General features: G+C 73.0%; 11 protein-coding genes and 2 pseudogenes. 10 read left to right on the forward strand and 3 right to left on the reverse strand.

Going from position 1 to position 12,696, the window contains the following annotated elements:
• The 4 genes and pseudogenes from JM949_RS26835 to JM949_RS26850 all read left to right on the forward strand — a co-directional run.
• Positions 1-446: LysE family transporter (locus JM949_RS26835; protein ID WP_203151030.1), on the forward strand; the 446-nt coding region annotated here is incomplete at its 5' end.
• Between the two features lie 46 nt (positions 447-492).
• Positions 493-1,145 (forward strand): annotated as a pseudogene (locus tag JM949_RS26840) (acVLRF1 family peptidyl-tRNA hydrolase).
• Positions 1,146-1,234: 89 nt separating this feature from the next.
• On the forward strand, positions 1,235-1,546 hold the full coding sequence (locus JM949_RS26845; protein WP_203151032.1) for a muconolactone Delta-isomerase family protein: 312 nt from the start codon (positions 1,235-1,237) through the stop codon (positions 1,544-1,546).
• A 2-nt stretch (positions 1,547-1,548) separates the two neighbouring features.
• Positions 1,549-1,914, forward strand: a complete 366-nt coding sequence (locus JM949_RS26850) for a Cif family virulence factor (protein ID WP_238433949.1) — start codon at positions 1,549-1,551, stop codon at positions 1,912-1,914.
• A 59-nt stretch (positions 1,915-1,973) separates the two neighbouring features.
• On the opposite strand, the gene ypfJ is transcribed toward JM949_RS26850, so the two are convergent.
• Positions 1,974-2,897 (reverse strand): KPN_02809 family neutral zinc metallopeptidase, encoded by a 924-nt coding sequence (ypfJ, locus tag JM949_RS26855; protein WP_203151034.1) that lies wholly within the window; start codon positions 2,895-2,897, stop codon positions 1,974-1,976.
• Positions 2,898-3,159: 262 nt separating this feature from the next.
• Between ypfJ and JM949_RS26860 the strand changes: the two genes are divergently transcribed.
• On the forward strand, positions 3,160-4,764 hold the full coding sequence (locus JM949_RS26860; protein WP_203151035.1) for an ABC-F family ATP-binding cassette domain-containing protein: 1,605 nt from the start codon (positions 3,160-3,162) through the stop codon (positions 4,762-4,764).
• 43 nt (positions 4,765-4,807) lie between these two features.
• On the opposite strand, the gene JM949_RS26865 is transcribed toward JM949_RS26860, so the two are convergent.
• Positions 4,808-5,407: a cadmium resistance transporter gene (locus JM949_RS26865; RefSeq protein ID WP_203151036.1), complete on the reverse strand. Its 600-nt coding sequence runs from the start codon at positions 5,405-5,407 to the stop codon at positions 4,808-4,810.
• Between the two features lie 216 nt (positions 5,408-5,623).
• Between JM949_RS26865 and JM949_RS26870 the strand changes: the two genes are divergently transcribed.
• From JM949_RS26870 to JM949_RS26885, 4 genes are all read left to right on the forward strand, one after another.
• Positions 5,624-5,851, forward strand: a complete 228-nt coding sequence (locus JM949_RS26870) for a helix-turn-helix domain-containing protein (RefSeq protein ID WP_007462679.1) — start codon at positions 5,624-5,626, stop codon at positions 5,849-5,851.
• A gap of 46 nt (positions 5,852-5,897) precedes the next feature.
• On the forward strand, positions 5,898-6,665 hold the full coding sequence (locus tag JM949_RS26875) for an enoyl-CoA hydratase/isomerase family protein (protein ID WP_203151037.1): 768 nt from the start codon (positions 5,898-5,900) through the stop codon (positions 6,663-6,665).
• Between the two features lie 118 nt (positions 6,666-6,783).
• Positions 6,784-8,760: an ABC transporter ATP-binding protein gene (locus tag JM949_RS26880; RefSeq protein WP_203151039.1), complete on the forward strand. Its 1,977-nt coding sequence runs from the start codon at positions 6,784-6,786 to the stop codon at positions 8,758-8,760.
• 68 nt (positions 8,761-8,828) lie between these two features.
• A complete protein-coding gene (locus JM949_RS26885; protein ID WP_203151038.1) occupies positions 8,829-10,163 on the forward strand; it encodes an SWIM zinc finger family protein in 1,335 nt (444 codons plus the stop codon).
• Positions 10,164-10,648: 485 nt separating this feature from the next.
• Here JM949_RS26885 and JM949_RS37785 read toward each other — a convergent pair whose 3' ends face one another.
• Complete coding sequence (locus JM949_RS37785) at positions 10,649-11,026, reverse strand: hypothetical protein (RefSeq protein WP_238433950.1); 378 nt, start codon at positions 11,024-11,026, stop codon at positions 10,649-10,651.
• On the opposite strand from JM949_RS37785, the pseudogene JM949_RS26890 reads away from it, so the two are divergent.
• Positions 11,016-12,696, forward strand: a pseudogene (locus JM949_RS26890) (DUF6493 family protein); the annotation flags it as partial. The gene JM949_RS37785 and the pseudogene JM949_RS26890 overlap by 11 nt on opposite strands.

Here is a 12,696-nt window from a genome sequence, read left to right on the forward strand (position 1 = left end):
TGGCCGGGGTCATCGCCCCGGCCGCCGGCCCGCTGCGGGTGGTCGCCGCCGTGGTCCTGTTGGGGCTCGCCGCGCACGGCCTCTGGCGGACCTGGGCCGCCCACAGTGCGGGCGAGACGCCGACGGCCCGGGCCGGTCGGGGCATCGGCACCCCGGGCCGGGCCTACGCGGCGCTGCTCGGGCTGACCCTGCTGAATCCGACGACCGTGCTCTACTTCGTCGCGTTGGTGCTCGGTCGCCGGGACACGGCCGACGCGGGTCTGCTCCCGGCTGCGCTGTTCGTGGCCGGGGTGGTCCTGGCGTCGGCGAGCTGGCAGCTGCTCATCGCCGGCGGTGGCACTGTGGTCGGCCGGGCGCTGACCGGACCGCGTGGTCGGCTGGTCACCGGCGTGCTCTCCAGCGCCCTCATCGCCGCGCTGGCGGTGGCCGCGCTGCTGCCGGGCTGATCGTCCCGCCCACCCGTCCGGACCGGCCGTGCCGTACGGTCGGGCGGTGACCAGTCGACCCGCAGCCGGGGGAGGCCGGTGGATCGAGGTCGACCCGACCCGCGTCGTCGCTGGGTCGAGGGCTTCGCCGACCGGCACGGCCCGCCCACCACGACCGTCCAGGGGTACGGGCTGCTGCTCGCCGCCCCCGACGGCGCCACCGCCGAGCTGTACGCGGCACCGGGCTCGCCGGCCGCCGACGACGTGACCGGCTTCGTTGCCTCCGCCGTCGCGCCCCGCCGGATCGGTCTGCTGCTGGCCCGCAAGGGCGCCGTCGCCGTGGGCGTGGCCGAGGGTGGTGACCTCGTCGTCTCCAAGGTGGACACCCGCTACGTGCAGGGGCGCACCGCCGCGGGGGGCTGGTCGCAGCAGCGGTTCGCCCGCCGGCGCGACAACCAGGCCAAGGCCGCCATGGGTGACGCGGCGGACCTGGCCGTACGGCTGCTGCTGCCGGAGGCGTCGCGGCTGGCGGCGGTGGTGTGCGGCGGCGACCGGCGGTCGGTGGACACCGTGCTGGCCGACCGCCGGTTGGCCCCGCTCGTTCCGCTGCGGGCCGAGCGGTTGCTCGACGTGCCGGAACCTCGGCACGCGGTGCTGGTGGCAGCGGTGGCGGCGGCCCGAGCGGTGCGAATCCGGCTGCGCGACCCGGCACCCGACTGACCGCGCCGGTCGATCCCGAGGAGAGACGACCGACACCCGAACGAGGGTTCCCGGCGTGGTGCGGGGCTGCTGGTCGGAGGATGGGTCCCGTGGAGTTTCTGGTGGACATGATGACGACGGCGCCCGCCGGCACGTCGGAGGAGGACGTCGCCGGCATGCGCGGCCGGGAGGCGGCGCGCTCGGCCGAGCTGACCGCGCAGGGCAACCTGCTGCGCCTGTGGCGGCCGCCGTTGGCGCCGGGGGAGTGGCGAACGTGGGGCCTCTTCCAGGCCGAGGACGCGGACGAACTGGAGGCGGTGCTCGCGTCGATGCCGCTGCGGGCCTGGCGGCGCGAGACCGTGACGCCGTTGACCCCGCATCCGAACGACCCGGGTCAGCCGCCCCGGCAGCCGGGAAGGTGACCATGTCCAGTGCCGAGACCCAGATCCTGCGGACCGTCCTCGACAGGTGGAAGTCGGCGGTCGACGCCCACGAGCCGGAGCGGGTCGCGTCGTACTTCACCGACGACGCGATCTTCCAGGGTCTGCGTCCGTACACCGTCGGCGCGGCCGGCGTCGCCGCGTACTACGCCGCCCAGCCGCTGGGCCTGACCGCCGCGTACCAGATCCGGGAGACTCGACGCCTCGCCGACGAGTTGGTCCTCGGCTACCTGGAGGTCGACTTCGGCTTCACCGACCGGCCGACGTTGAGCGTCCACCTGGGCGTGCTCGTGCGGCGGGTCGGCGACGTCTGGCTGATCGCCCACTACCAGGTCTCGCGGCTGGACTGACCGGGCTCGCGCCGATGGTGGCAGGCCGCTGCGCGGCCCGCCACCATCGCGGGGGAAGGTCAGAGCTGGTCGGTGCCGAAGGTGTCGCAGGACTTCGGATCGCCACCGTCGTAACCCTGGCTGAACCAGCGCTTGCGCTGCTCGGACGTGCCGTGGGTGAACTGGTCCGGGTTGACCCGCCCACCGGAGCGTTCCTGGATGCTGTCGTCACCGATCGCCTCGGCGGCCTGCACGGCCTGGCTGATGTCGGTCTCGGTGATCGACTTGAACAGCGGCTCCTGACCGGTCTTGTCCTTGCTCTCGGTGGCGTGCTTGGCCCAGGCGCCGGCGTAGCAGTCCGCCTGCAACTCCAGCCGGACGGAGGCGGAGCGGGGGCCACTCTGGTCGCCCTGGCCGGCCTTGGCGTTGGTGCCGAGCAGGTTCTGGATGTGGTGGCCGTACTCGTGGGCGAGCACGTAGGGCTGGGCGAACTCGCCCTTGGCCCCGAACCGGGAGGCCAGCTCGTCGTAGAAGCTCAGGTCGATGTACACCTGCTTGTCGGCGGGGCAGTAGAACGGGCCGACGCCCGAATCGGCCTGCCCACAACCGGTGTTCACGGCGGCCTGGAAGAAGTTGGTGTCGGTCGGCTCGTACTTCCCGTTGCCCAGCTCCGGGTACGCCTTCTGCCAGTAGGCCTGGATGCTGTTGACGTAGAGCAGGTTGCGGCAGCGCGCGTCGTCGAGACGGTCGGGGTTGGCGGTGGCACACGCCTGATCCAGGTCGCCGCCCCCGGCCTGGCCGCCGTCGTCGCCGTTGGTCATGGCGTTGAGGCCGAAGCCGCCGCCGAGCAGCGCGATGAGGACGGCCACCACGATGCCGATGATGCCGCCCCGGCCGCCGCCGCCGGGGATCGGGATGCCGATGCCGCCGCCGCCGGATCCACCACCCCTACCGAGGTCGTTGGCCTGCGAGGTGTCGAGTTCGGCCCGCTCGTTGAGTTCCATGGTGACCCCGATCGCCGTATGCCGGTGAATGTCGTTTGTGTGATGTTTCGTCGCAGAAGTGCCGGAGGGGGTCCGGACAAGCGTTCCGGTACCCGATGATCTTGATCGGTAATCCGGGCGGGTCGCTCAGCGGCGCCCGGTACACTTGTCGGGTGCTGCGCTGCGAAGGCTGAACCGCCCCGCGCCGTCGGGCCCTTGAGCCCGCCGGCCGTTTCGCGTGCCCCGAGTCAGCCTTCCAGACCCCGAGAGCGAGCCCGAAACCATGATCACTGCCACCGGCCTGGAACTGCGTGCCGGTTCCCGGATCCTGCTGTCCGACACCACCCTGCGCGTGCAGCCCGGTGACCGGATCGGTCTGGTCGGCCGCAACGGCGCCGGCAAGACCACCACCCTGAAGGTGCTCGCCGGCGAGGGGCAGCCGTACGCCGGCCAGATCGACCAGCGCAGCGCGATCGGTTACCTGCCCCAGGACCCGCGCACCGGCGACCTCGAGGTGACCGGCCGGGACCGGGTGCTCTCCGCGCGCGGCCTGGACGTGTTGATGGCCCAGATGCAGGAGATCGAGGCCCAGCTCGCCGAGAACGCCGACGACAAGCTGGTCCGTCGCTACGGTGCGCTGGAGGACCAGTTCGCCGCCCTGGGCGGGTACGCCGCCGAGGCCGAGGCCGCCCGGATCTGCGCCAACCTCGGCCTACCGGACCGGGCGCTCGCGCAGACCATCGGGACCCTCTCCGGCGGCCAGCGCCGACGCATCGAACTGGCCCGGATCCTGTTCCGCGACGCGGGCGAGAACGGCGGCGGCATCCTGCTGCTCGACGAGCCCACCAACCACCTCGACGCCGACTCGATCACCTGGCTGCGCGGCTTCCTCGCCAACCACAAGGGCGGGCTGATCGTGATCTCCCACGACGGCGCGCTGCTGGAGTCGGTGGTCAACAAGGTCTGGTTCCTCGACGCCACCCGGTCGGTCGTCGACGTCTACAACCTGGGCTGGAAGGCGTACCTGGAGGCACGCGAGACCGACGAGCGTCGCCGCCGTCGGGAGCGGGCCAACGCCGAGAAGAAGGCCGGCGCGTTGATGGCGCAGGCCGACAAGATGCGGGCCAAGGCGACCAAGACCGTGGCCGCGCAGAACATGGCCCGCCGCGCCGAGAAGCTGATCTCCGGCCTGGAGGAGGTGCGCGTCGCCGACCGGGTGGCCAAGGTCCGCTTCCCCAACCCGGCGCCGTGCGGCAAGACCCCGCTCACCGCGACCGGCCTGTCCAAGTCGTACGGCTCGCTGGAGATCTTCACCGACGTCAACGTGGCGGTGGACCGCGGCTCCCGGGTGGCCATCCTGGGGCTCAACGGTGCCGGCAAGACGACCCTGCTGCGGATGCTCGGCGGGCTGCTCAGCCCCGACACCGGCGAGGTGCACGCCGGGCACGGCCTGCGGCTGGGCTACTACGCCCAGGAGCACGAGACGCTTGACGTGGAGCGGACCGTGCTGGAGAACATGCGCGCCGCCGCCGTCGAGCAGTCCGACACCGACCTGCGCAAGATCCTGGGCGCGTTCCTCTTCTCCGGTGACGACGTGAACAAGCCGGCCGGGGTGCTCTCCGGCGGTGAGAAGACCCGGCTGGCCCTCTCCACCCTGGTCTGTTCCGGCGCCAACGTGCTGCTGCTCGACGAGCCCACGAACAACCTCGACCCGGTCAGCCGGGAGCAGGTGCTCGACGCCATCGCCAACTACCCGGGCGCGATCGTCCTGGTCACCCACGACCCGGGCGCGGTGCTGGCGCTCAAGCCGGACCGCGCCATCCTGCTGCCCGACGGGGACGAGGACGCCTGGAGCGACGACCTGCTCGAACTGGTCGAGCTGGCCTGATCGCGCCGGGTGCTGGCCGGCCGGCGCGACGCCGGCGGCGTGCTCAGCCGAGCAGGTCGACCAGCCGGCTGAGCACGCCCGAGCTGACCAGGATCGTCACCCCGATGCCGACGAAGATCGCCGGCACCAGCCAGTGTCCGGCGCGTTCGACCAGCCGGACCACCCGGCGGTGCCCGCCCAGCCAGGCTCCGACGGCGCACCACAGGGCGATGAGCAGCACGAAGACCAGAAGAAAGACCGCGCTGTCGGCCACGCCGAGGGCCCGGAAGACGGGTACGTAGACCGCGACGTTGTCGGCGCCGTTGGCGATCGTCACCCCGGCCACGCCAAGCGTTCCGGTGACGACCGCGGGTGCCTCGTCGTCGTCGGAGCCGCGCAGCGCGCGGACACCCAGCGCGATCGGCAGCAGGCCGAGCAGCCCGGTCCACGGGTCCGGCACCACCAGCAGCCCACCCGCGATCACCGCACTCGCCACTGCGAGCGCGCCGATGCCCAGGTATTGGCCGGCGACGATCTGCCTGGCGCGGGGGCGGCCGGTGGTGCGGGCCGCGACGAAGAACAGCGTCAGGATGACGATGTCGTCGATGTCGGTGGCGGCGAAGACGACCGCCGCTCCCGCCGTCGTGCTCAGCAGATCGATCACGGCTGAAGGCTACGGGTCGTCGGCAGCGGCCAGCCCCCGCCGGTGGGCGGTCCGGACGCGGCGGTGGTCCCCATCGCCAGGATCACTCTATCGGGAAGCTGACATTGCATAGCGTGTCGGTTGGCGAAGAGTTGATATCTGGCGCATGATCGTCCGAGACGGTCTAATAGGTGGGACCGTATCCGAACCGCACAGTCTGGGACGTGAGGACACAGCATGGCAGCCACTGGCACAGCCACCAGCACTGAGAAAGGTCGCCGGATCGTCGGAGCCGAGCGTCAGACGCTCGCCAAGGACCTGGTAAAGCGGTACACCTCGGGGGAGAGCATCCGCGCGTTGGCGGCCTCGACCGGCCGTTCCTACGGGTTCATCCACCGAGTGCTCACCGAGTCCGGGGTGCAGCTGCGTCAGCGCGGTGGTGCCCGGCGCCGCAAGAAGGCGTGACCCGCCGCTCAGCGTCGTCCATCAGCGCCGATCCCTGGGGCGTCCGGTGACCGCCGAGACGACTGGGGTTCGGCTGACCTGCGACGGGCCGGTTGCCACGGTGACGTTGTGCCGGCCCGACGTGCTCAATGCCCAGACGCCCGCGATGTGGCGAGCGATGAGCGACTTCTCCCGTGAGCTGCCCGGCGACGTGCGCGTGGTGGTGGTCCGAGGCGAGGGGCGTGCGTTCTCCGCTGGCCTCGACCTCGCGGTGGCCGGGGCTTCCGGGCCGGGGTCGTTCGCCGAGCTGGCCACCCTGCCCGAGCAGGAGTGCGCCGAGCGCATCGCGGAGTTCCAGGCGGGCTTCACCTGGCTGCACCGGCCGGATGTGGTCTCCGTCGCGGCCGTGCAGGGGCACGCCATCGGTGCGGGCTTCCAGCTCGCGCTCGCCTGTGACCTGCGCGTGCTGTCCACGGACGCGAAGCTGTCGATGGCCGAGGTGACCCTTGGCCTGGTGCCCGACCTGGCCGGCACGAAACGCCTCGTCGAGTTGGTCGGCTATGCGCGGGCCGTGGAGATCTGCGCGACCGGCCGGCGATTGGACGCCGCCGAGGCGGACCGGATCGGGTTGGCCACCCTGGTCGTCCCGCCGGCCGAGCTGGACGGCGCGGTCCAGGACCTGACCGCAGGCCTGCTCGCCGGGGCGCGGGACGCGGTGGTGGAGATCAAGGCATTGCTCGCCGGAGCGGCTGGACGGTCGCACGCCGACCAGCAGCGCGCCGAGCGGGAGGCGCAGACCCGCCGGCTGCGCGACCTCGCTGGCCGGGGAGAATAGCTAGGTAAGGACCGCGCGGGAAGATCCGGGTTACGACCGAGGTTGTCACAGTCGTCGGGAGAATTGGCCTGACGGTGCGGTCCGCCCGACAACCCGGAGGTGAGCGGTGTCCAACCCGATGTCCGGCGGTGGCATGGCCGGGTGGAGCATGCTCCGGTCGATGCGCAACCGCGACGAGGTCTCCACCCACCGGTTGAAGCGCGGGGTGGCCCGCCGGATCGTGGCGTTCGCCCGGCCCTACCGGCGTGACATCGTCGTCTTCCTGGCGACGGTGGTGTTGGCCGCGATCATCGGTGTCGCCACACCGGTGCTCGCCGGTGACGTGATCAACGCGATCAACCGGGGTGGCACCGAGGCCGGCCGGCTGGTGGTGCGGCTGGCGCTGTTCATCGCCGCGCTGGCGGTCGCGGACGCGCTGCTCTCACTGGCCCAACGCTGGTACTCCGCCCGGATCGGCGAGGGCATCATCCTCAACCTGCGCACCCGGGTCTACGACCACGTGCAGCGGATGCCGTTGCAGTTCTTCACCCGCACCCAGACCGGCGCCCTGGTCAGCAGGCTCAACAACGACGTGCTCGGCGCCCAGCGGGCGTTCACCTCCACCCTGTCCGGTGTGGTCAGCAACGTCATCCAGTTGGTGCTCACCGCGGCGGTGATGTTCACCCTCTCCTGGCAGATCACCGCGCTGTCACTGGTGCTGCTGCCGATCTTCATCATCCCGGCCCGTCGGGTCGGCCGACGGCTGGCGGACATCACCCGCGAGGCGTACAACCTCGACGCCAAGATGAACGCGACAATGACCGAGCGGTTCGGGGTGGCCGGCGCGTTGCTGGTCAAACTCTTCGGTCAGCCCGAGATCGAGGCCCGGCGGTTCGCCGGGCGGGCCGAACGGGTCCGCGACATCGGCATCCAGTCCGCGATGTATTCCCGCACGTTCTTCGTGGCGATGCTGCTGGTCGCCTCACTGGCGCAGGCGCTCACCTACGGTCTCGGTGGCTGGCTCGCGGTGACCGGCGGGGTCAGCGCGGGCACCGTGGTGACGCTCGCGTTGCTGCTCACCCGCCTGTACGGCCCACTCACCGCGCTCTCGAACGTCCGGGTGGACGTGATGAGCGCACTGGTCTCCTTCGACCGGGTCTTCGAGGTGCTCGACCTCGAGCCCGGCATCGTGGAGAAGCCCGACGCGGTGCCGGTGCCCCGCGGCACCGGCCGGGTCGACTTCCGCGACGTGCGATTCCGCTACCCGAGCGCCGCCGAGGTCTCCCTCGCCTCCCTGGAGGAGGTCGCGACGCTCGACCGGACGGTCAACGAGCCGGTGCTCAAGGGCGTCTCGTTCAGCGTCGAGCCCGGGCAGATGGTCGCGCTGGTCGGCCCGTCCGGCGCCGGCAAGTCGACACTCTCCATGCTCCTTCCCCGCATCTACGACGTCACCGACGGGCAGGTGCTGGTCGGTGGGGTGGACGTCCGCGACGCGACACTGGCGTCGCTGCGCGACGAGATCGGCGTCGTCACGCAGGATTCACACCTGTTCCACGAGACGATCGCCGAGAACCTGCGCTACGCCAAGCCGGACGCCACCGACGACGAGATCTGGGCCGCGTTGGCCGGCGCCCAGGTGGCCGACCTGGTTCGGTCGCTGCCCGACGGGCTGGACACCACGGTGGGGGAGCGCGGCTACCGGTTCTCCGGCGGCGAGAAGCAGCGCATCGCGATCGCCCGGCTGCTGCTGAAGGCCCCGTCGATCGTGATCCTCGACGAGGCGACCGCACATCTGGACTCGGAGAGCGAGGCGGCGGTGCAACGGGCGCTGTCGGTGGCGCTCGCCGGCCGCACCGCGCTGGTCATCGCCCATCGGCTCTCCACGGTCCGCGACGCCGACCAGATCCTGGTGCTCGACGGCGGACGGATCGTCGAGCGGGGCCGGCACGACGAGTTGGTAGCGGTCGGCGGCCTCTACGCCGAGCTGTACCGGACCCAGTTCGCGGTCGCCGACTCGCCCACCCCGTTCGTCGATGCCACCGGCCCCGAACCGGTGGTCATGCCGCTGGGCACCTACCGCGCCGACGAGGTGCTGCCGCCGGCCGCGGCCAACTGAATCGGGGCGGCCGTGGGCCGCCCGCTGGTGATCGAACGATGTCGGTCGGTTGCTCTACGGTGTGCGCCGTGAACGCCGTTCAGACGTACCGATACCTCCAGCCGTCCGCGCTGCGCGCCGCCGGACTGGACCTACAGACCTGTGGCGGCCCGGCGGCCAATCCGCGGTTCTTCTCCGGGTTTCTCACCACGCCAGCGGCTGCGGCAGCGGGCCTGCTCGCCGTGGCCGAGGTGGCCCGTACCCGCTACCACCAACCGGTCAGCCCGGCCAGCCTGGACCCGGTTGTCACCGGCAGCCGGGCCCGGTTGCGCTTCGAGTCCTTCTCCGGTTGCTGCGGGGTGTACGCCCGGATGGACGTGGGCCCGGCCGGATTCGACGGCGAGATCGTCGGGCACGGCACCACGAACGTGGACGTCAACCCGCCCCTGCGCGAAGCGCTCGCCCGGGTCGGTGGGATCGAGCCGTTGCACCTGGCCGTCGGCCCGGACGACCTCACCGTCTCCACCATGGACGGTGCGGTGGTGGAGCGGAAGGTCCCGCTGCCGGGCCGCTGGTTGCGGGGTTTCGCGGAGGTGCAGGTGCTCACCGCCGGCTTCGAACCACGCGCCGAGATCCCGGCCGCCGAGGCGGCCACGTTCCTGCGCCGGCTGCCCGGGGCGAGCGACCGCTCGGTGCTCTGGGCGGTACCGGCCGGACGTACCCTCCGGTTGACCTCGAGGCCGGCGCCGGGCGCTGTCTGCCTGGCCGGCGCGGGGCGGCTCGCCGCGCTGCGCGGGCTGCTGCGGCACGCCCACACCCTCCGGGTGTACGGGCCGACGGCGCGTGCCGGTTCGCCGGCCCTGCCGAGCATGTGGGAGCTGGACACCGGGTCGCTGCGGCTGTCGCTGACGCTCTCTCCCGAGCCGTACCGGGGGTTCTCCGGTGAGGGGGCCGCGCTGCTCGCGCTCGCCGGTGACGACGTGATCGACGACGCTGAGCTGGTCGGCGGCCTGCTCTCCTGGGACCCGACGATCGACGTCGCCGCGCTGGCCGACCCGGCCGGGCTGTCCGACGACCGGGTCCGCGCCGCGCTGGCCCAGCTCGGCACCGCCGGACGGGTCGGTTACGACGTCGCCGAGGCCGCCTACTTCCACCGGGTCATGCCCTACGACGCGGGCCGGGCCGAGCGGGACAATCCCCGCCTGGTCGGCGCGCGCACGCTCGTCGAGCAGGGCGCGGTCCGCCCTGACGGGGAGCACGCCACGGTACGCAGCGGCGACGAGGACTACCGGGTACGCCGGCTGCCCGACGGGAGCCACACCTGCACCTGCCGGTGGTGGGCGAAACACCAGGGCCAGCGCGGCCCGTGCAAGCACGCCCTCGCCGTCGCCATGGTGGCAGCGCCGGCGGAGGTGGGGGTGTGACGGACTTCTTCAGGTGCCTGACCCTCGGCGACGTGTCGACAGTCGGTTCGCTGCTTCGTCCGCTGGACGAGCCGGCCCGGCGGGCGCTCGGCGACGAGTTGGTCGCCCAGGTCCGTCGTCGGCGGGACAACTGGTGGATGGGGAAGGAGGCGACCGCCCTGGCGGTGGCGGCGGTGGGCACGTTGAGCACCGCCCCGAAGACGGCGGCCCTGCTCGGTCGGCGGGGGGTCGAGCTGGGCGGCGCCGACCACCAGCCGGTGATCGTGGCAGCCCGCCAGCGAGGTGTGCCCTGGTTGGCCGACGTGGCGTACCGGCTGGCCGAGCGGCTGCCCCGCGGTCGTCCATGGGACGGCTGGCACTTCGTCGCCGGGCTGCTGATGGCGGAGAAGGCGCCGCCGCCCACGGGCGACGCGTTCGTCGCCGGTTGGGCGCACTCGCTGTGGATGGCGCGGTACGAGAGCCGGCCGCAGCCCCTGCTCGACCGGCTACGCGCCGACCCCTTCCTGGACCCGCTGCTGCCCCGGCTGTTCGAGGTGGACGGGATCGGCCTCGACCTGATGTTCAACGGTGCCGGGCAGGGAGTGCCCCCGGCGTTGGCCACGCTGGCGACGGAGGGGCGGCTCGACCGGTCGGTGCTGCTCGACGGGGTTGTCGGCCGGCTGCTGCGCGGCGATCGGCCGGGCGCGCTGCGGCCGTTCCTCGCCCTGCACGACCTGCTGACACCGACGCCGGCCGAGGTGACCGCGCGGGCCAGCGCGTACCTGCGGCTGCTCGCCGACGCGCCGGGGCCGGTGGCCACCCTGGCGCAGCGGGGCGCTGCGCGGCGCGGGCGGCGATCTGGAACTCGATGCGGTGTTGGACACCGCGCGGGTCGTCCTGGGTCGGCCGGAGAAGGCGCTGGTGCGGGCCCAGCTGTCCTGGTTGGACCGGCTGGCCCGGCAGCACCCCGGGCGGGCGGCCGAGATCGCCGAGGTCCTTGCGTCGGGTGTCGCCCAGCCCTCCGGCGACCTGCGCGACCGTGCGCTGGCGCTGGCGCGGCGGCACGGTCATCAGCCGGCCGCCACGATCGCCGTGGCGGTGGCCGGCGACGAGTTGCCTCCGCCGGTGCCGCCCGCGCTCGCCCCGCCGCCGATCACCGACGTGGACGAGTTGGTGGCGGAGATCGCCGGGCTGCTCGGTCGACAGTGGCCCGCGCTGGCGCTGGAGCGGGTCCTCGACGGGCTGGTCCGGCTGACCACCCGCGACCGGGACCGGCTGGCGGCCGCCCTGCTGCCGGTGCTGCAACGCGCGGAGGTCCGGGGGCACGACGGCATCTGGGCGGTGTCCAATCTGAGGGCCCAGTTGAACGGTGTGCTGCTGGCCGCCGCCGCCCCGACGGAGGCTCGCCACCGGCGCGACCAGTGGGCCCGCATCCTCGGCCAGTCGGTGCCCTGGACGGCACGTCTCTTCCGGCGTCGGTCGAGCGTCGAGCTCGCCAAGCAGCCTCCGCTCACGCAGGTCTACTGCGCCCGGCTCGCCGAGATCGGGCAGCGTCTGGACGGCTCGGACGACCCCGGGTTGCTGGCCGCCCCGACGTCCGTCACCGGGGCCGTCGACCCGGCGGCGCTCTACGAGCGGCTGTTCGCCCTCGGTGACCGGCCGATCTGGCGGTGGGATCTCACCCAGGCGCTGCTGCGGACGCCCGTCGGCGGACACGACGCGCTGGCGACCCGCGCCGCGGCGCTCGGCACCCCGGCCGGCGACGAGCTGGCCGGCTGGTTGCGCGGGGGCGCCCTACCGGCGCCGGTGCAGGAGGTGGTGACGGTCGGCCGGCGCGAACGCCGTCACGGGTTCGACTACGGCTACGACCACCTGCCCGTGCGGCGCACCGTCGTCGCCACCGCCCCGCCGGAGGGCGTGGCGGACCCGGTCGGCCTGCTCACCGTGCCGGTCCGCCCGGTCGGGCAGGCGTCCGCCGACTGGAGTGAGCTGTGGCTGGCGCTGCTGCCGGGGCATCGGGGTCTGGTCGCCGCCCGCCTGCTGCCCGGTGTCGCCAGCGCCGCTCAGGAGGATGCCGAAGGGCTCGGCGCGGTCCTGCCGCAGCTCGCCGAGTGCACCGGCGTCGGCGGTCCGGCCCTCGACCTGGCGCTGGCGTACGGGCTGTGTGCCCGGCACGAGGTGGACCGGGTCGCTGCCCTCGACGCCCTGCTGATCCTGGCGGCGGCCGGTGAGCTGGACGCCGCCGGCGTCGGTGGGCGGTTGGGCGCGCTGGCGGCCGACAACCAGGTGACGCTGACCCGGGTGGTGACGCCGCTGCGGGACGCGGTCGCGGCCGGTGCCCGACTGAGTGTGTGGCGGCTCCTCGCCGCCGCGCTGTCGCCGTTGCTGGCCGGGCCGACCCCGCCCCGTGGCACGCCGGACCTGCTGGCCCTGGGCCGCCGAGACGGCCACCGCGACCGGCGTACGCATCGAACTGCCGGGGCTGGCCGACGTGGTGGCGCGCGGCGGCACGAGCCGGTTGGTGACCGAGGCCCGCCGGCTCGGCACCGCGCTG

The sequence above is a fragment of the Micromonospora tarensis genome (assembly GCF_016803395.1).
Classification (GTDB): domain Bacteria; phylum Actinomycetota; class Actinomycetes; order Mycobacteriales; family Micromonosporaceae; genus Micromonospora; species Micromonospora tarensis.